At 68.9% G+C, this 18,991-nt stretch carries 14 protein-coding genes and 1 pseudogene; 8 read left to right on the top strand and 7 right to left on the bottom strand.

All coding sequences use genetic code 11. The features are described from left to right. Positions 1-42: 42 nt before the first annotated feature. Both ACFWU3_RS17050 and ACFWU3_RS17045 read right to left on the bottom strand, forming a co-directional pair. Positions 43-1,617: a S8 family serine peptidase gene (locus tag ACFWU3_RS17050; RefSeq protein WP_384437469.1), complete on the bottom strand. Its 1,575-nt coding sequence runs from the start codon at positions 1,615-1,617 to the stop codon at positions 43-45. 463 nt (positions 1,618-2,080) lie between these two features. Further along, positions 2,081-2,566 (bottom strand): cupin domain-containing protein, encoded by a 486-nt coding sequence (locus tag ACFWU3_RS17045; protein WP_384437466.1) that lies wholly within the window; start codon positions 2,564-2,566, stop codon positions 2,081-2,083. A gap of 82 nt (positions 2,567-2,648) precedes the next feature. Here ACFWU3_RS17045 and ACFWU3_RS17040 point away from each other — a divergent pair, with 82 nt between their 5' ends. Then, positions 2,649-5,216, top strand: a complete 2,568-nt coding sequence (locus tag ACFWU3_RS17040; RefSeq protein ID WP_384437463.1) for a discoidin domain-containing protein — start codon at positions 2,649-2,651, stop codon at positions 5,214-5,216. A gap of 222 nt (positions 5,217-5,438) precedes the next feature. On the opposite strand, the gene ACFWU3_RS17035 is transcribed toward ACFWU3_RS17040, so the two are convergent. From ACFWU3_RS17035 to ACFWU3_RS17025, 3 genes are all read right to left on the bottom strand, one after another. After that, complete coding sequence (locus tag ACFWU3_RS17035) at positions 5,439-5,888, bottom strand: winged helix-turn-helix transcriptional regulator (RefSeq protein ID WP_384437460.1); 450 nt, start codon at positions 5,886-5,888, stop codon at positions 5,439-5,441. An 86-nt stretch (positions 5,889-5,974) separates the two neighbouring features. Then, complete coding sequence (locus ACFWU3_RS17030) at positions 5,975-7,138, bottom strand: thiolase family protein (protein WP_384437457.1); 1,164 nt, start codon at positions 7,136-7,138, stop codon at positions 5,975-5,977. A 128-nt stretch (positions 7,139-7,266) separates the two neighbouring features. Beyond that, a complete protein-coding gene (locus tag ACFWU3_RS17025) occupies positions 7,267-8,226 on the bottom strand; it encodes a GlxA family transcriptional regulator (RefSeq protein ID WP_384437454.1) in 960 nt (319 codons plus the stop codon). A 118-nt stretch (positions 8,227-8,344) separates the two neighbouring features. On the opposite strand from ACFWU3_RS17025, the gene ACFWU3_RS17020 reads away from it, so the two are divergent. The 3 genes from ACFWU3_RS17020 to ACFWU3_RS17010 all read left to right on the top strand — a co-directional run bounded on the left by ACFWU3_RS17020 (position 8,345) and on the right by ACFWU3_RS17010 (position 9,622). Beyond that, positions 8,345-8,641, top strand: coding sequence for a putative quinol monooxygenase (locus ACFWU3_RS17020; RefSeq protein ID WP_384437451.1), 297 nt, complete (start codon positions 8,345-8,347; stop codon positions 8,639-8,641). A 93-nt stretch (positions 8,642-8,734) separates the two neighbouring features. Next, positions 8,735-9,274: a PaaI family thioesterase gene (locus tag ACFWU3_RS17015; protein ID WP_384437448.1), complete on the top strand. Its 540-nt coding sequence runs from the start codon at positions 8,735-8,737 to the stop codon at positions 9,272-9,274. A gap of 18 nt (positions 9,275-9,292) precedes the next feature. Then, positions 9,293-9,622, top strand: a complete 330-nt coding sequence (locus tag ACFWU3_RS17010) for a DUF4326 domain-containing protein (protein ID WP_384437445.1) — start codon at positions 9,293-9,295, stop codon at positions 9,620-9,622. Positions 9,623-9,743: 121 nt separating this feature from the next. Here ACFWU3_RS17010 and ACFWU3_RS17005 read toward each other — a convergent pair whose 3' ends face one another. Then, entirely contained in the window at positions 9,744-11,912 is a 2,169-nt protein-coding gene (locus ACFWU3_RS17005) for a DEAD/DEAH box helicase (protein ID WP_384437442.1), read from the bottom strand. A gap of 151 nt (positions 11,913-12,063) precedes the next feature. Then, positions 12,064-12,391: pseudogene (locus ACFWU3_RS17000) on the bottom strand (DNA-binding protein). Between the two features lie 457 nt (positions 12,392-12,848). Here ACFWU3_RS17000 and ACFWU3_RS16995 point away from each other — a divergent pair. From ACFWU3_RS16995 to ACFWU3_RS16980, 4 genes are all read left to right on the top strand, one after another. Continuing rightward, on the top strand, positions 12,849-14,162 hold the full coding sequence (locus ACFWU3_RS16995) for an ATP/GTP-binding protein (protein ID WP_384437438.1): 1,314 nt from the start codon (positions 12,849-12,851) through the stop codon (positions 14,160-14,162). 26 nt (positions 14,163-14,188) lie between these two features. Next, positions 14,189-15,004, top strand: a complete 816-nt coding sequence (locus ACFWU3_RS16990; RefSeq protein WP_384437435.1) for an RloB family protein — start codon at positions 14,189-14,191, stop codon at positions 15,002-15,004. Between the two features lie 109 nt (positions 15,005-15,113). After that, positions 15,114-17,729 (top strand): N-6 DNA methylase, encoded by a 2,616-nt coding sequence (locus tag ACFWU3_RS16985; RefSeq protein ID WP_384437433.1) that lies wholly within the window; start codon positions 15,114-15,116, stop codon positions 17,727-17,729. Continuing rightward, positions 17,719-18,936: a restriction endonuclease subunit S gene (locus tag ACFWU3_RS16980; protein WP_384437430.1), complete on the top strand. Its 1,218-nt coding sequence runs from the start codon at positions 17,719-17,721 to the stop codon at positions 18,934-18,936. The genes ACFWU3_RS16985 and ACFWU3_RS16980 overlap by 11 nt, the downstream gene beginning before the upstream one ends. The last annotated feature ends 55 nt before the right edge of the window (positions 18,937-18,991 follow it).

Here is an 18,991-nt window from a genome sequence, read left to right as displayed (position 1 = left end):
CGTCACCGCGTCACAACCGCGGCGCGTGCCGGCGTCACGGGGTCAGAACTGCAGCGCCCACGAGTCGATCTTGCCGACGTCCTGGGCGGCGTTGTCGCCGACCCGGAGCTTCCAGGTGCCGTTGGCGACCTCCGACGACGCGTTCACCGTGTACGTGGTGATCACGTTGTCCGCGCTGCCGCCCGTGCCGTACGCCTTGAGGTTGTAGACCGTGCCGTCGGGTGCGACCAGGTCGATGCGCAGATCACCGATGTACGTGTGCTTGATGTCGACCGGAACGCTCAGCGCCGCGGGCGCGTTGCCGGTGACGCCGCTGACCGTGACGGGCGACTCGACCGTGGCGTTGTCGCTGATCGTGTAGTCGGCGGTGTTCTCGAACTTCTTCCCCGGGGGCTGGGTGTCGGTGCCACCCACGTACAGCAGACGGTTCGGCGAACCCGTGCCCGGACTGCCCACCACACCGCTGGTGGCGGCGGTGGTCAGGGCCGTGGAGACCTGCGCCGGGGTCGCGGTCCGGTTGGCCGCGAGGTACAGCGCGGCCGCGCCGGCGACGTGCGGCGCGGCCATCGAGGTGCCGGAGATGGTGTTCGTCGCCGCGTCACCGGTGTTCCAGGACGAGGTGATGGACGAGCCCGGCGCGAAGATGTCCAGCACCGTGCCGTAGTTGGAGAAGCTGGAGCGCGCGTCGGTGCTGGTGGTGGAGCCGACGGTGATGGCCTCGGTGACGCGTGCGGGCGAGTAGTTCGCGGCGTTGGCACCGTCGTTGCCGGCCGCGATGGCGTAGGTGACGCCGGAGGCTATGGAGTTGCGCACCGCGGTGTCGAGGGCGGGGTCGACGCCGCCGCCCAGGCTCAGGTTGGCGACAGCCGGCTTGACGGCGTTGCGCGTCACCCAGTCGATGCCGGCGACGACCTGCTCGGTCGTGCCCGAGCCACTGTTGTCCAGCACGCGCACGCCGACGATCCTGGCCTTCTTGGCCACACCGTGGGCGGTACCCGCGACGGTGCCGGCGACGTGTGTGCCGTGGCCGTTGCCGTCCTGCGCGGTGTTGTCGTTGTCGATGGCGTCGAAGCCGTACGACGCGCGGCCGCCGAAGTCGCTGTGAGTGATCCGCACACCGGTGTCGATGATGTACGCGGTCACGCCCTCACCCGCGGTGTCCGGGTAGGTGTAGCTCCGGTTGACCGGCAGGGCCCGCTGGTCGATCCGGTCCAGACCCCAGGACGGCGGGTTGGGCTGGGTGGCGGTCGCCTTGAAGACGCGGTTCTGTACGACGGACACCACGGCCGGGTCCGCGGCGAACTTCCGGGCCTGTGCCTCGGAGAGCTGGACGGAGTAGCCGTTCAGCGTCGCGCTGTAGGTCTTGCGGATCTTCGCGCCGTACTCGGCGGCGAGCGCCCTGCCGGCGGTGGAGCCGGCGTCGGCCGCGGATTCGCGCAGCGTGACGATGTAGCTGCCCTTGACGGCGCCGGGGGCGCCCGCGTTCTGGATGACACCTGAGCGCTCCGGCTCGGCCGCACCGGCCGGGAGGGCCGAGACGGTGCCGAACGCGAGTGCCGCGACGGCTGTCGCACTGACCGCGGCGAGTCTTCGACGCGAATGACGCATCACTGACATGTGAGGGGTCCTCCTCATTGGTGGTGCGCTGCTGTGGGGGTCCGACAGGCACATGACAATCACCGGCTGCTGAATCCCCTGTGCCGATGTGCCGCCTGCCGAGCGAAAGACTGGCGGACCGCAGGAGTCCTCACAAGAGTTCACGGAGGGACGTAACACGCGCGCCACACAACGCCGTTGGTGCTCACATGCCTGCCACACAATGCCGTCGGACCTCATATGCCCGCCATGCGGCACGGGGCGGGCGGTGGGCATACGTCACGAGCCCGGTGGCCCCGGCCGCACACGATCGGGGGCGGGCGGGGCAATACCCCGGCCCTCCCCGCGCTTGTCCCGTTCGGGCGTGCGGTGGGCCTGTTCGACCCGGCAGTTCGCGCCGTCCGCTCGGCCGTGCTGTTCATGGCAGCTGCTCAGTCCGGCTGTTCACGCCGTCTCTTCGACCCGCCTGCTCGGGCCCGGCTGTTCATGCCGTCCAGAACGTGTCGTGCCGGAGGTAGAACTCCGCCTGATCCTCCGGCGACCACTCGGTCGCCACCTCCGCGACCTTCTCGAAGTACTCCTCACGCGGCGCCCCCGGCGTGAACAGGATCAGCATCGACGCCGGATCGTCGGACTCGTTGCGGAAGGCGTGCAGTCCGCCCTGCGGGACGTAGAGGAAGTCCCCGGCCGTCCCGTCGATCCAGCTCTCGCCGTTGAACAGCCGCACCGTCCCCGAGATGACGAAGAACGACTCCGAGATCGACTTGTGGAAATGCGTCCTCGGACCCCCGCCCCTCGGTGCCATGTCCATCCGGTAGAGCCCGAACTCACCACCGGTGGCCGCGCCCGTGGCGAGGTAGTGCGTACGGCTGCCGCTCCCGGACACCACGTCGGCCGCGGTGTCCACGGGGCGGAACGTCGCGGAGATCTCGCCCTTCTCGCCCAGGTACTTCGGGTCCGGGTACGACATGTCCCTCACGTCTCCTCACGGTCGACCGGTCACCCAGCGCGTCCTCCACCGCTCGGGACCGTCCGAAAAATAGGGTCCTGCGATGAGCCTCTCGCGGATCTCCCCCCTCGCACCACTGGTCGCGAGCGCCCTGATCGCCACGGCCTTCCCGGCCGTCTCGCACGCCGGAACCGGCACGGCGCCCGCGCGGCCCGCGTCCGTGGCCTGCGAGAGCGACACCGACCCCGCCTGGGCACCCACGTCCACCACGCCGGACGCGGCCGGGGACAACCACGCCTACGCCGGAAACGGCTACCTCGGCATCCGGGTGCCGCCTCTCGGTTCAGGTTATGCCGAGAGCACGGCGAAGACCGGCTGGCCGCTGTTCACACCCCGCTACGACGGTGCCTTCGCCGCCGGTCTGTACGCACACGACCCCGGCACCACGGCCGACCGTCAGGTCCTCGCGGCCCTGCCCACCTGGACGACGCTCGACGTACACGTGGGCGACGAGACCTTCGGGCCGGCCTCGCGGATCTCCGGCTACCGCCAGACCGTCTTCCGGCGCTGCGGTCTCGTGCGCACCTCGCTGACCTGGACGACCGCCGACGGCCGGGCGACCGACCTGGTCGTCGACGTCGTCACCGACCGGTCCGATCCGCACACCGGGGCGGTACGGCTGCGGCTCACGCCGCACTGGGACGGCGAGCCCGAGGTCACCGACCGGCTCGACTGGCGCGGTGCCCGCCGGGTCACGCGCACCGGCGAGAACACCTTCCGCACGAACGGGACGGCGACGGACGGCGCGGTCGCCACGACCCTTCGCCGAACGCGGCACGGCGGCGCCCGCGAGTACGTGAAGTACGTCGGCGTGGACACCTCGCTCACCTCGCCCGATCCCCGGCGCTCCGCACGGGCCGCCGCGCGACGGGCCGCCGACCGCGGCTGGCAGCGGCTCATGGACGCCAACTCCGCGGCCTGGTCGACGCTGTGGACGGCGGACGTGCTCACGCCCGGCCGCCCCGAGTTGCAGACCTGGCTGCGCTCGGCGCAGTACGGACTGCTGGCGAGTTCTCGCCGAGGTTCCTCCGACAGCCTCGCCCCGACCGGTCTGACGAGCGACAATTACGCGGGGCTGGTCTTCTGGGACGCGGAGACCTGGATGTATCCGGGCCTGCTCGCCACCCGCCCTGAGCTGGCGCGCCCGGTCGTCGACTACCGCTACCGCACCCGTGAGGCAGCCGCCGAGAACGCCGCCAAGCTCGGCTTCAAGGGTCTGTTCTACCCCTGGACCAGCGGCGGGGAAGGCGCCCTCTGGTCCGAGTGCCAGAGCTGGAATCCGCCGCACTGCCTCACCCAGAACCACCTCCAGGGCGATGTCTCCCTGGCCGTCTGGCAGTACTACCTGGCCACCGGCGACCGCGACTGGCTGCGCGAGCGGGGCTGGCCGCTGCTGAAGGGCGTCGCCGAGTTCTGGGTCTCGCGCGTCACCGCCAACCCGGACGGCAGCTACTCCGTCAAGGACGTGGCCGGCCCCGACGAGTACAGCAACGGCGTCGACGACGGGGTGTTCACCAACGCCGGTGCGGCGACCGCCCTGCGCCATGCGATCCGCGCCGCCGGGCTCCTCGGCGAGAGCGCGCCGCCGGAGTGGCGGCGGACGGCGGACGGTCTGCGCATTCCCTACGACGCGCAGCGGAAGGTCTTCCTCCAGTACGCCGGATACAACGGCTCACGGATCAAGCAGGCCGACACCGTGCTGCTGACCTACCCGCTCGAATGGCCGATGGAGCAGGGCGCGGGCGCTGCCACCCTCGACTACTACGCGGAGCGCACCGACCCCGACGGCCCCGCGATGACCGACTCGGTCCATGCCATCGACGCGGCGGAGATCGGCGAGTCCGGCTGCTCGGCGTACACCTATCTCCAGCGCTCGATCAGGCCGTTCGTCCGCGGCCCGTTCGCCACGTTCGCCGAGGCCCGGGGCGACAAGGCGGGTGCGGACGATCCGCTCGCGGGCTCGCCGGCGCAGGACTTCCTCACCGGAAAGGGCGGCTTCCTTCAGGTCTTCACGCACGGCCTCACGGGCCTGCGGCTGCGGGAGGACGGGGTGCGGATCGCCCCGATGCTGCCGCCGCAGCTGGCGAGCGGTGTCACCCTGCGGGGCCTTCGCTGGCAGGGGCGTACGTACGACATCGCGCTCGGCGCGCGCCGGACGACCGTGCGGCTGACGCGGGGCGAGCCGTTCACGCTGCACACCCCCGCCGGACCGGTTCTGCTGAAGGACGCGGTCACCCTGCCCACGCGCCGCCCGGACCTCGCGCCGACGGACAACGCGGCCCGGTGCGTCACGGCGTCCGCGTCGTCGGAGGAGCCCGGGATGTACGCGGCGGCCGCGGTGGACGGCAGCGCGGCGACGGCCTGGGTCCCGGACGGCGCGACCGGGACGCTGACGGCGGACCTCGGCCGCCCGACGGCGCTCGCGTCGGTGACCCCGCGGTGGACCGAGGTGCGCCCCACCGCGTACACCGTCGAGGCGTCGAAGGACGCCGTGCACTGGGCGCCGTTCAGGCCGGGCGCCGCGGTGCGGCACATCCGCGTGACGGTGCGCTCGAAGGACGCGGAGAAGCCGGCGGGCGTACGGGAGTTGACGGCGCGCCGCAGGGGTTGAGGCGGTGGGGGCCGGGCCCGAGCCGTACCACCGGCAACGCTCGGGCCTGCGGGTCACGCTCGTCGTGCCCGGCCTGCCCGGCCTGCCCGGCCTGCCGGGCTTGCCGGGCTTGCTCGAGTGCCCGGGCTTGCTCGAGTGCCCGGGCCTGCTCGAGTGCCCGGGCCTGCCGGTCGCGCGCGTCCAGCCCGGGCGCCTGTCCCGCCCGGGAGGCCGCCGGCCCGCTCAGTCCCGCTTCAGTGCCCCGCGGCCTGCGGGCGCGTGCAGGCCGCGGCGGGCCGGCTGCCCGCAGTGGGCGCAGACGACTTCCGGCTCCAGCGTCTCTCCGCACGCGTGCTGAAGCGTCAGCGGCGGATTCCCGGCGTTGAGGTGCCGGTCGCCCCACTTCATCAGGGTGAGGAGGACGTCGCCGAGCTCCTGTCCCGCGGGCGTGAGGTGGTACTCGTAGCGCGCCGGCCGGTCGCTGTACTGCTCCCGGCGCACGGCCCCCGCCGTCTCCAGCTTGCGCAGCCGGGCCGCGAGGATGTCCCGGGACGCCCCGGTGTTGCGGATGATCTGGTCGAAGCGCCGTACGCCGTGGCTCAGTTCGCGTACGGCGAGCAGTGTCCAGCGCTCGCCGACGAGATCGAGCGCATCCGCGATGGAGCACTCCCTGGGCTGGACGCTCTTCGGCATACGGTTCATTCTAGGCCGCCCGTCTGTGCGGCCGGACGCCGTGGAAGCGCTGGTGGGCGCCCTCGGAAAGGCGGCCCACCGGCGCTTCAGAGGCGTTCGACGATGGTGGCGTTGGCGAGACCGCCGGCCTCGCACATGGTCTGCAGCCCGTACCGTCCCCCGCGGTCCTCCAGGTTGTGCAGCAGCGTGGTCATCAGGCGCGCGCCGCTGGCGCCCAGCGGATGCCCGATCGCGATGGCGCCGCCCCGCACGTTCAGCCGGTCGGCCCCCACTCCCGTCTCCCGCTGCCAGGCCAGCACCACCGACGCGAACGCCTCGTTCACCTCGAACAGGTCGATGTCCCCGATGCCCAGACCGGCCCGCGCGAGGACCTTCTCGGTGGCGGGCATGATCGCCGTGAGCATCAGCAGCGGATCGTCCCCGGCCACGGCGAAGGAGTGGAAACGGGCGCGCGGGCGCAGACCCAGCCGCTCCGCGACGTCCGCGCCCATGATCAGCAGCGCGGCCGCGCCGTCGTTCACCGGTGAGCTGTTGCCCGCCGTGACCTGCCAGCCGATCTCGGGGAAGCGCTCGCCGGTCGGACCGTCGTGGTACGCCGACCGCAGGCCGGCCAGCGCCTGCGCCGAGGTCCCCGGCCGTACGGATTCGTCCCGCTGCCCCGCCCAGGCGACCTCCCGGTCGAACTCCCCTGACTCCCAGGCGGCCGCGGCCCTGCGGTGGGACTCCAGCGCGAAGGCGTCCATCTCCTCGCGGGAGATCTTCCAGCGCGCGGCGATCAGCTCGGCGCTGATGCCCTGTCCGACGAGGCCGTCCGGGTAGCGCTCGGCGAGCCGTCGCCCGTAGGGGTCGCTGCCCGGCAGCACGTTGGAGCCCATGGGCACCCGTGACATCGACTCGACACCACAGGCGATGGCGATGTCGTAGGACCCGCTCATCACACCTTGCGCCGCGATGTGCGCGGCCTGCTGGGACGAGCCGCACTGGCGGTCCACGGTCATACCGGGGACGCTCTCGGGGAACCCGGCGGCGAGCACCGCGTTCCGGGTGATGTTGACGGCCTGGTCGCCCACCTGGGTCACGCATCCGCCGATGACGTCGTCCACGAGGCCGGGGTCGATCCCGGCGCGCTCCACCAGCGCGAGGAGCGTCCTGGCGAGCAGGTCGACGGGGGGTTCGTCGTGCAGCGCCCCTCCCGGTTTCCCCCTGCCGACCGGCGTCCGAACAGCCTCGACGATCACCGCGTCCCGCACTGTGCCTCCCGCGTTCCCGCGGCCCACCCGGTGGACCGCCCGAGTGGGTTGGAATTCACAACCCACCATGCGACGATGCATCCGTGGCGATAGAGTTGTCAATCCCAACCGACTCCTGCGCAGGCGTTTCAGCGGCCTCGCAGCGTCGCCGCCGTGCTGCCGGTGCGCTCGCGCAGCAGGATGCGCAGGGTGTTGGCGTGCTCGTAGCCGACCTTGCGGGCGATGGAGTCCAGCGACAGATCGGTCGTCCGCAGCAGATGCGAGGCCCGCTCCACCCGCAGGTCCTGCACAAAGCGCACCGGCGAGGTCCCGAGCACGCGGCGCACGGTCCGCTGGAGCGTGCGTTCGCTGACGCCCAGGGAGCGGGCGGCCTCGGCGACGTTGACCGGGCCGTCGAGATGGAGCCTCACCCACTGCTCGAAGGCGGCGACCACCGGATCGCTCTGGGCCAGCGCGCTGGGGATGGTGTACGCCGACTGGGAAGGCCGCTCGTCGACGACGAGGTAGCGGGCCACGAGGTCCGCGAGGGCGGGGCTGCCCATCCGGACGACCGCGAGCGCCAGATCGACGTGCCCGAACGCCGCACCCGCCGTCGTCACACCGTCCGATGTGGTGACCATCCGCGTCTCGTCGAGCGTCACCGCCGGGTAGCGCTTGCGGAAGACCGGCGCCAGCCACCAGCTGGTCGTCGCCCGGCGTCCGTCCAGTACGCCCGATTCGGCGAGCAGGAACGTACCCGTACACGCGGATGCGACCGGCGTCCCCCGGTCACGCGCATCGGACACGAGGCGCCGTACGGCTGCCGAGTCCGGGCCGCCGACATGGTCGAGCAGCGCTTCGGGACGGCGTTCCGCGAGCGCGGGCACGATCAGCAGGCCGGCTCCCCCGGCCCGGGCGGCGGGCGCCGTGGTCACGACGTGTCCCGCGCCCGTACGGATGCGGCGCCGGAATCCGATGGTGGTGACCTGCCAGGCGGGTGGCGGCTGCGGAAGCTCACCCCGCATCGCGTTGGCCCCCTCGATCACATCGAGCACCGCCGAGAGCCCGGAATCGAACACACCGTCGTAGACGAGCACCGCAACATCCATGGCGGAAACGGTATCGGATGCGTCGTTCACGCCACTGGGAGCGGCCGGGACGCGACCCTACGTTTGCGGGTGTCCCGCTGGACGGGACTCCCACCACGACGCGACGGAGCGACACACCATGAACATCGGACTGCTGGCCAGGATCGAGGCACGGCCGGAGTACGCCGGCCAGGTCGAGGCGATGCTGGGCGACGCACTGCGGCTCGCCCGCGAAGAGGACCACACCGTCACCTGGTTCGCGTTCAAGGAGAGCGACACGGTGTTCGGGGTCTTCGACACCTTCGAGAACGAGGAGGGGCGGACGGGCCATCTGCGCGGCCGTATCGCCGCCGCGCTGACGGAGGCCGCGGGGACGATGCTCTCCTCGCCGCCGGACATCCGGCCCGTCGACCTGCTGGCCGTCAAGCTCCCCTGACCCATGAACCGCCCGCGGGCCGTTTCCCGGCGGCCCGCGGGCCCCATCCCCCATCCCCCATCCCCCATCCCCCATCCCTTGAGGAGATCCCCCATGCCCGAGCTGACGAGCCTGCCCCGGACGGTGGAGTTCACCGAGCCCCGGAGCCGTACCCACACCTGGTCCCTGCCCACCAGCTACGAGGCCGCCGGCCGGCTGACCGGACTCGAACTGCTCCGCCTCACCATCGACGGCGGACTGCCGCAGCCGCCGATCTGCGGCACGCTCGGCTTCCGACTCGTCGAGGCGGACGAGGGCCGCGCCGTCTTCGAGGGCGACACCGGCGAGCACCTGCTCAACCCCATGGGCTCCGTCCATGGCGGCTATCTCGCGACACTGCTGGACTCGGCACTGGGCTGCGCCGTGATGACCACCCTGGCGGCCGGACGCGCCTACACGACGGTGCAGTTGGGGGTGAACCTGGTACGCCCGGTGTTCGCCGACACCGAGCGGCTGCGCTGCGAGGGAACGGTGATCCACGTGGGCCGCACGACGGCGACCGCCGAGGCACGGGTGACCGGGGCCGACAGCGGCAAGCTGTACGCCCACGCGACGACGACCTGCGCCGTGTTCGCCTGGCAGGGAACGTCCTGACGCCGGAGGATCCACTCCATGACCGCAACGACTGTCGTCAATCTCAAGGGCCACCGCGACGACCCCGGCTACGCGGACGTCGTCTACGTCGGCCGGCCCATGCACCGCGGGGGCTGGCACCTCGCCGGATCCCCGCTGGCGAGCCCGTACCGGCCGGGGAAGGACGGCAACCGGGAGGAGGTGGTGGCGATGTACCGTGACCATCTGCTGTCCCGGCCGGACCTGTTGGCGATGCTTCCCGAGCTGCGGGGCCGCAGGCTCGGCTGCTGGTGCGTGCCGGAGCGCTGCCATGCGGAGGTCGTGGCGGAACTGGCGGACGCGGGGTACGGGGAGGCCGGCGGTGCGTGACGGCGGGCGGTGAGGTGCCTGGGGCGGTGGGTGCCGACGGGCGCTGAGGTGCCGGGGGCGGTGAGGTGCCGGCCGGCGCAGAAGTGCCGGCGCACCGCGTCCGCGCGCCCTCCCCGAGGACTCAGCCCCGAGCCGCGAGCCGTCGCTGTTCCTCCTCGACGATCTGCCGGGCCAGAGATCCGTCCGAGACGTCGATCGCGTCGGGAGTGGCCTCCGCGACATCGCTGCGGCGCGCATAGGCGTCGAACAGCCGTGACTTGTTCTCCAGGATCTCCAGCATCCGCTTGTCCACCCCGCTCGTGGCGAGCAGCCGGTGCACCTGCACGGCGCGTACCTGGCCCATCCGGTGCGCGCGGGCCACCGCCTGGTGCTCGATGGTCGGCTTGATCTGCGGCTCGCAGATGATCACGACGGAGGCCGCCTGAAGATTGAGCCCGACCCCGCCGGCCTCGATCTGGGCGAGGAGCACGGCATGTCCGGCCACCGCACTGAACTCGTCCACGATGTTCTGGCGCCGCCCGGGCGCCACGCTCCCGGAGATCGGGCCGTACGCCTGCGGGCCCAGCGCCTCCCCCACCGTCTCCAGCACATCGCGGAAGTAGGAGAAGACCAGCACCTTCAGCCCGTTGTCCGCGGCCTCGGCCACCAGCTCGCGCAGCCGTTGGAGCTTCGCCGACTTCTCCGCGTGGACGTACGCCGCCCGGCGCATGGCCATGAAGTTGCCCGCGTCCACGGCCTCGGCGTAGGCGTCCAGGTCCGCGACGCTGAGCTCCTCCCACTCGTCCGTGTGCAGCAGGCTGGGCAACTCGGTGAGTACGTCCTCCTGGTTGCGCCGCAGATAACACGGCGCCACCGCCCTGCGGAACGCACGCGAACCGACGGCACCCTCGACTCCCCCGATCTCGGGGGCCAGTTCGGGCTGGAGGTGGCGTACGAGGCTGCGGAACTCCGCGACCCGGTTCTCCATGGGTGTCCCCGTGAGAAAGAGGACCCGCTCGCACTGCGCGGCCCACTCGGTGACGGTTCTCGACCGCCGCGCCTCGGGGTTCTTCACGTAGTGCGCCTCGTCGACGACCAGCATGCCCAGCTCCCCGGCGCCGGGGACGGGGAAGCCGCGCAGGGCGTCGTACGTCGTGACGGCCACCCCGCCGCCGTCCTTCCACTCCGCGAACGCCTCCCGCCGGTCCGGACCGTGCAGCGGGATCGCCCGCAGGGCGCTGCGCGCGGAGACTTCCCGGGTCCAGTTGATCAGCACGCTCGCGGGGCAGACCACCATGAAGTGGCTCTGCCCGGTCGCGGCGAGGTGCGCCAGGGCGGCGATGGCCTGGATGGTCTTGCCGAGGCCCATCTCGTCTCCGAGGACGACGCGCCGCTGGGCCAGCACGAAGCGCGCGCCGAAGGACTGGTAGCCGCGCAAGGAGACCCGGCGGAAGGTGTCGTCGAGCGGCTGCGCGCGCACCCGCTCGGCCACCTCACCGGGCAGGAACCCCTCCGCCGCCGCGAGGTCGGGCCCGCGGCCCGCGATCTCGGCCAGCAGGCTGTAGTACTCGGCGGAGCGCAGCTCGAAGTCGACCCACGCCTCGACGTCGTCGGCCGGCGCACGCAGCAGGTCGACGGAGGCCTGTCCGAGCAGTACGGGTACGTCGTGGCTCCTCGCTTCCTCGGTCACCGCGAGGACCTCGGCGAGCGCGGCGTGGACCCGCTCCCGCCGCTCCTGCCCGGCGAGCCACATCCGCAGCCGCCCACCGGCCGGCGCGGCCGCCACGAGCAGCGGCCCGAGCCGGCGGTCCAGCGCCTCGGCGGCGTCGACGGCCCGACGGGCGTCGGGACCGGCCTCGACGAGCCGGTGCAGGGCGGCGACGAGTGCGGAGGTGCGGGGCTCGGGGTTGTCGACGTCGATACGGACGGCGATGGTCTCCCCGACGGCCTCGGCGATCTGCCGGGCGGCGGCGAGCGCCTGATCGGCCGTCTGCTGCCCGACCCCGGGGATCTGCCGCAGCCGGTACCGGTCGGCGGCCAGCACGTCTCCCACAGAGCGGTACCCGGCCGCCTCGATGACGCCGAGCCTCAGCCGCCCCTCGGTGACGTCCTTCAGCCGCGCGACGGGTATCGCGGCGAGCTCACGGCCGGCCAGCTCGTCGTGCAACGGAGCGAGGGCGACCCTGACGGCCTCGACGGCCCGCCGATGATCCCCGAGAACCGCTTGCGCGGCCCCGTGCAGCGCGCCCCCACCACCGAGCACCTCCCGCGCCCGCCGCCCACCCGGTACGGACCCCGCACTCACTGCCATGCCGCCCCTTGGTGCGTTTCTGCCACTGCGTGGCTGGCATCTTTCCACGGGGTGGTGGCAGGCCGTCGAGACCAGGCGGCGAGCCGGCCGGGCCACAGGGCGTCGTCGGCCGGCGGCGGGGCACCGTGGGAGAGGTGGAGACCAGGGGAAATCACACCGCCACGAGCCGGACCCGCTCGCCGCACAGCTTGGCCATGTCGTCAATATCGGACGTCAGCATGACCACGGGGCGGTGCTGTCGCAAACGCGGCCTCGGCGACGACCGCATCGATCGCGTACTCGTGTCCGTGCAACCCGGCATTCATCAGCAACTTCGAGGCCGCCCTTGCCTCTTCGTCACCGACCGGGACGACCCGCAGCCCGGAAAGCACCCCGTTCAGGCGGGACTTGTTCGTGCGGGCGTGGACGGCTTCGATGAGAATCAGGGGCCCGACCCCCAAGAGTCGGACCCCTCCTGACCTGCATGTTCGCCAGATCAGCGACGTGGTGAAACGTCAGCCGCTACACGTTGAAGCACATCCGGGCAGAGCTACGAGGAAGATCGCCACTGAGGGCGAGCGCCGCCCCCGACAGTCGAGGTAACCCGAAGAAGCGGCAGGTACCCGAGCGCCAAGCCTGCTGGGACACCCAGCGTCGCCAGGGCCCGACCAGTCATGCTCATACCCGCGCCTGACACCCTCCAGCATCAAGATCATCCGCTAAGACGCATCGTCCCCCTTCTAGACGATCATCGAAGATCGAGGGGGGCTGCTCCGGCTTCGGAGGAGCCGGAGCAGCCACCACCACGACGTTGCTGCACATAGATACTCTCTCGCCTGTTAGCAGGGCCGGGACTGGCCGCTGTCAGTCCACCGGCATAGGCTGCGCTTGCGGATAGTCCGCATGGGTTCATGTAACAGCAGACGGGACTTCAACCCGTCTCAGGGGAGGTCGAGGGTGCTCCTCCGCTTTCGGGTGGCCAATCACCGCTCGATCCGCGATGAGTGCGAGCTGTCGTTGGTCGACACCGCAGCTGGTGCCAGTGCAGCGCGAGTGACCACGCTCCGTGACCAGGGCAAGGCTGTGTCAGTCCTCCCCGTGGTCGGCATCTTCGGTGCGAACGCTTCAGGCAAGACGAACCTTCTTCGGGCTCTGTTCGATATGCGGGACGCCGTACGGACATCATTCGCCGAGTGGGCTGCCAAGCCGAGCGTGCCGCGGCAGCCGTTCAAGCTAGACGCGGAAGCCGTGGACGAGACGACGCTCTATGAAGTCGATCTCATGCTGGGCGTGAAACCCGTCCGTTACACGTACGGCTTCGAACTCTCGGACGAGCGGGTAGAAGCTGAATGGCTGCACGCCTACCCGGAGGGTAAACGCGTCGTCTGGTTCGACCGAGAGGCTGACCGCCCAGAAGCGGAGGGCGGAGAGTTCCTCTTTCCCAGCTCCGATCCCGACTCTGACTTCGGATTTCTCGGGAAGCAGGACGTACTCGTGCCCGTCACCCGCCCCGACGCTCTCTTCTTGTCCACGGGTGCCACCCTGAACGACCCGCAGCTTACCGCCCTCCACAGGTGGTTCTTGAACAATTTGTGGCTTATGACTCCCGGCCGGGACGTCAAAGCCAGAAGTGACTGGACCCGGCGGCTACTAGCCGATCCGAAGCGCGGCAAGGACTACCGAGAGTGGCTAATCGAACTGCTTTCCGTTGCTGACCTGGGTATCAGCGGCATCGACATCGACCGCGAGACTGGCGAGATCACCCTGCGCCATCGCAGCTCGGACGGTAGAGACGTCGCCCTCGATTTCCTCGGCGAGGAATCGCTCGGGACACACTCCTGGTTCGCTTTCCTCGGCCCGATGCTCTCCGTCCTCGATGCCGGCGCAGTGCTCCTGGTGGATGAGCTCGATTCCAGCCTCCATCCCACATTGGCTGCCGAGGTCGTTCGACTCTTCCAGGACCCGAAGTCCAACCCACGCAGTGCGCAACTGATCTTCACCACGCACGACGCAACGCTCCTGGGCACTGCAGTCCTGGATCGCCCGCTTGCCCGCGAACAGGTGTGGATCACGTCGAAGAAGACCTCAGGCGCGACGGACCTGTATCCGCTCGCAGCAGCCGGACCTGGCGATGACGAGGACCTGGAACGCGGATACCTGCGTGGTCGATACGGAGGTTCACCCCGTGTCAGCGTGGGCGAGATTGCCCGCGCTCTGGCCTGGCGGGAGAAGGAACGGGAACGCGAGCAGGAGGCGAAGGCGTCAGCGTGAGCGGGTGGGGCGGGCAAGAGCAAGCATTGGGCCTCGATGAGCGCGAGGCGGCGCCGAGGAAGCGGAAAAGGCGCACGGGAAGCAACGACAAAGAGCGTTCGCTGACGACCGTTCAGGTAGCGGAGTATAAGCAAGAGCGGGTCCTCTATGTGGGCTGCGAGGGCGAGTCGACGGAACCCGATTACCTGGATTACCTGGTCAAACGCTTTGGGTCTGGAGAGAGGACGGGGCAGCCTTTCCGAATCGTCCCCGTTTGCAAGGCGAATGGTCTTCTGCCGGAGCAGGTTGTTGAGGCTGTGCGCGAGCATGCCGCCACGGACGAGACCTGGGCGCTTTTCGACCGGGACGAACACACTCAGATTCCACAGGCGCTCGAATACGGCGCGGCCGATAGTACGGAAATTTGCTTCTCCCACCCATCCTTCGACCTGTGGCTGCTTCTTCACTTCCAGGCGTACGGCGGGCGCCAGAGCGGGAAGAGTACAGACGTAGTGAACAAGCTCCGCGCGACCGATCCGGCGTTTAAGCGCTTCGACAAAAAGAATGACAAGAGTATCCAGGGGTCGCGTCGAAAAGCGCTTGAGGGGAGAACTAAGGCAGCCATTGCGCACGCCAAGAGTCTCGTCTCGCAGTGCGAACACGGCGCGTGCAAAGCAAGCCAGCACAAGGCCACTCCTGTCGACCGCACCAGTCTGGACAACCCCGACCACCTGCCTCAGTCCCCCCGCAAGTGGGCTGCACGCTCCGGGCATGCTCTGGACTGCAAGATCTTGGACCGGGACCCGTCCACCGATGTGTGGCGTCTCCTCGTCAGCCTGGGCATCGAGCACGACGACGACTGACGCAGCCTCTTAAGATCGACTACGTCGAGCGGTTTCCGCCCGAAGCCCCGGGGCCACTACGCTGCCCTGGCACTCTCCCTCACTTCCGACCCCCACGAAGGACCGGCGCGTGGCCCGCATCACCCTTCCCCAGCTGGAGCGGCACCTCTTCGCGGCCGCCGACATCCTGCGCGGACGCATGGAGCCTTCCGACTACCGGGACTACATCTTCGGAATGCTGTTCCTGAAGCGCGCCTCGGATGAATTCGAGCCTGAGTGGAAGCGCGTCTATGAGGAGCGGAAAAAGGAGACCGGCAGTGTGGAGCTGGCCTTGAAACGGGCCGACAACCCCGACTTCTACCGCCACGTCTTTTACGTCCCGCCACGTGCTCGCTGGTGGACCGGGCCGCACGTGCTCGACCCCGAACATCAGGAACAGACCGTGCCGGGAATCGAGGGTCTCACCGCAGAGACCAGGGGACCGGACGGAAATCTGATGAAGGTGGGGGAATACCTGGACAAGGCGCTCGTCGCACTCCAGGAAGGCAACAGCAGACTGTCCGGCGTCGCCTCGCATATCGAGTTCAACGCAGTCGCCGGCAACAAATCCCGCTTTACACCGAACGAACTGCTCGCCCTGATCCGGCACTTCAGTCTCTATCGGCTCCGCAACGAAGACTTCGAATTCCCCGACATGTTGGGGGCGGCATACGAGTACCTGTTGGGCCGGTTCGCGGACTCCGCCGGGCAAAGCGGTGGCGAGTTCTACACACCGCGCTCTGTGGTGCGGATGCTGGTACGCCTGCTCGACCCGCAGCCGATGGAAAGCGTCTACGACCCCTGCATGGGCTCCGGTGGCATGCTGATCGCCGCCCGAGAATACGTCGAGGAGCACGGCGGCAACCCCGACGAGCTCGGCATCAACGGCCAGGACCGCAATCCTGCGTCCTGGTCGATGGCCAGCATGAACATGGTGCTGCACGGGATCCGGAAGTTCGACCTCCAGCATGGCGACACGCTCACTGAGCCGCTCCACCTTGACGAGAACAGACGCCTGCGCACCTTCACCAAGGTCCTCTCCAACCCACCCTTCTCCCAGCCGTACGACCAGGCGCAGGTGGCCGCCGCCGACGCTCTACACGGCACGCGCATGAACTGGGGATGGGCACCCGAGAAGGGCAAAAAGGCCGACTTGATGTTCGTCCAGCATATGGTTTCGGTGCTGGACGAGCGGGGTGTGGTCGCCGTGGTGATGCCGCACGGGGTCCTTTTCCGCGGAGGCAAGGAGAAGGAGATCCGCGAGGAGCTGCTGCGCGACGACTGCGTAGAGGCGGTGATCGGCCTCGGCCCGAACCTCTTCTACGGCGTCGGCATCCCCGCCTGCGTTCTCATCCTGCGCCGGCCACGCCGTAAGCACCCCGACCGGAGCAAGAAGGTCCTCTTCATCAACGCCGATCGGGAGTTCACGGTTGGCCGCAACCAGAACGAGCTGGGCCCCGAGCACGTCGAGAAGATCGTCACGGTGTTCCAGCGGGGGCGGTCCCTGCCGGGCTACTCGCGATGGGTGGAGGTGAATGACCTCCTCGCGGAGGGAGCCAACCTCAACATCCGCCGCTGGGTAGACAATTCACCGCCTGCAGAACCGCAGGATGTGCGGGCTCATCTGTACGGCGGCGTCCCGGTCAAGGAAGTAGCAGCGCAGTCAGACCTGTTCGGGGCATACGGAGTCGACGCGTCCACGTTGTTCGCCGCACGCGTCGGCGACCCCGACTACTACAACTTCCTGCCCGAAGACCCTGATGCCACTGTCAGCCGCATTGCGGAACAGGCCGCCACGAAGGAAGCCTCGCTGCGGGCGGCGTACGCCGACTGGTGGAAGAAGGGGGCACTCCTCTTCTCTCAGCTGGCTGAAGATGGAAAGTTGATGGATCTGCGAGCCGGGCTAATCGCTGGCTTCACGGAGTCCATCGGGGGCGTGAAGGTTCTCGACGAGTACCGCACGTCGGGCATCATTGCCGATTGGTGGACGCACGCGCGTTATGACATGAAGGCTCTGGCCGCTGGTGGTTTTGCCCGCGTACTCGAAGGCTGGGTCGACTCGACAGAGGCAATCGTGAGGCCGGCAGAGGGTGCTGTCAGCAGCACCGGCTCTGCAAAGAAGCCGAAGGTAACGATCTCGGCTGCCGATCGCCGCCGCGCGATGGACCAGATGGTCGTACGTCACCTCATCCCGGAATTCCTCACGCAGTACGCAGTCGTAGAAGCGGAGGTCGCAACAACCGACGCAGCGTTCAAGGAAGCGGCGGAAGCGGTATCGGCGGCTAAGCCGACGCCGGAGGAGGGCGAGGACGAGGGTACTTCTCCTGAGGAGAACGCTGCCGAGCCGGTCTCGTCGGATGAGCTAGCCCGTCTTGAGGCTGAGTGGGCAAGGTGCAGGAAGGCTCGTACGGCAGCTATGAAGAAGCGCAAGGCGCTCGACGACCGGTTCCTGACAGAGCTGATTGCAGCCGCGGACGTCGTCCTCGCAGACAAGGAGCGGACTCAGGAAGTTGTCCTGACTGTCCTCAACGAGGATCTGACGGGACGGCTCGACGCGGCAGTCGCAGTAGGGCGCCTGGAACTGGTCGCAGTGTTTCGGCGGTGGGTGGAAAAGTATGCGGTGTCGTTGAGCGAGTTGGAAGGAGAAAGCGACCTGGCAAAGGGGGAGCTAGGGAAGTGGCTTGAGGAGCTGGGTTATGAGCGGTAAACACACGGTCAAGACAGCGAGCTCTTGCAATTGGCGATCTGTGCCACTGGGAGAAGCTGGAACATGGCTGTCAGGAGGGACACCCAGCACCTCTAACCCCGCCTACTGGGATGGTGATATCCCGTGGATTAGTGGCGCAAGCCTCAAGTCATTTCGGATTTCCGATTCTGAGCGTCGTCTAACCCCCCTGGGGGCGAAGACCGGTTCGCGACTTGTCGCCAAGGGCACAACCCTGTTCGTGGTTCGAGGAATGAGCCTCAAGTCCGAGTTCCGCATCGGTGTCGCAGCACGAGATGTGGCATTCGGACAGGACGTCAAGGCGCTCATCCCTGCCGACGGAATCGACGCCTACTTCCTCGCCCATTCCATGCGGGCGCATACCGATCAGATCCTGCGCCTGGTAGAAGATACGAGCCACGGCACTGGGAGACTGGATACCGACCGTCTCCAGGAACTTGCGATCGGTGTCCCTCCACTTCAGGAGCAGCGCCGGATCGTCGCCGCGCACTCGGCATTTGAGCGGTGGATCGTGGCGCTGGACGGAGTGCTTGAAAAGCTCCGAGTTACAGAGCAAGCACTGGCCCCCGCAAAGTGGGATGAGTGGGATCAGGTCCCTCTAGAGACCGTTGCAACAGTGGCGGCCGGCGTAACGCTCGGCTCAGAGCCCGTGGGGGATGGGACGGTTGAGCTGCCCTATCTGCGCGTCGCCAACGTTCTGGACGGTCGCATCGATACGACTGACGTGAAGCGAGTCCGGATTCTCAGTGCACAGTTCGAGCGGTACGCTCTCAAACCGGGAGATCTGCTACTCACAGAAGGGGGAGACCTCGACAAACTTGGCCGGGGCGCGGTCTGGGATGGCCAGATTGAGCGCTGCCTGCACCAGAACCACGTCTTCCGGGTCCGATGCGGTGAACGCATGACGCCCGACTTCCTCGCGCTATACACCGCCTCGCCCGTCGGACGTGCGTATTTCCAGCGAGTCGGCAAGCAGACGACGAACCTCGCATCGATCAACTCGACGCAGGTCAAAAAAATGCCGGTCCCTGTGCCGCCGCTGGACGAGCAGGAACGGCTTCTGGGGCCGCTCCGGGCCGCTCGGAAGCGGGCCGGGGAGCTGGAGAAACAGATCGCCAAACTGCGCGCGGTTCAGCGAGGCGTGATCGAAGACCTGCTCACCGGTCACTCGAAGATGTCCGAGACCTGAACGGATCCGCCACTTCGTCACGGACGGCCATTCCCGCAAGCTTGGTGATACTTGC

It is taken from the genome of Streptomyces sp. NPDC058685 (genome assembly GCF_042714725.1).
GTDB lineage: Bacteria > Actinomycetota > Actinomycetes > Streptomycetales > Streptomycetaceae > Streptomyces.
Note: the sequence above shows the minus strand (reverse complement) of the source record. Positions and strands in the feature narration are given on the sequence as shown.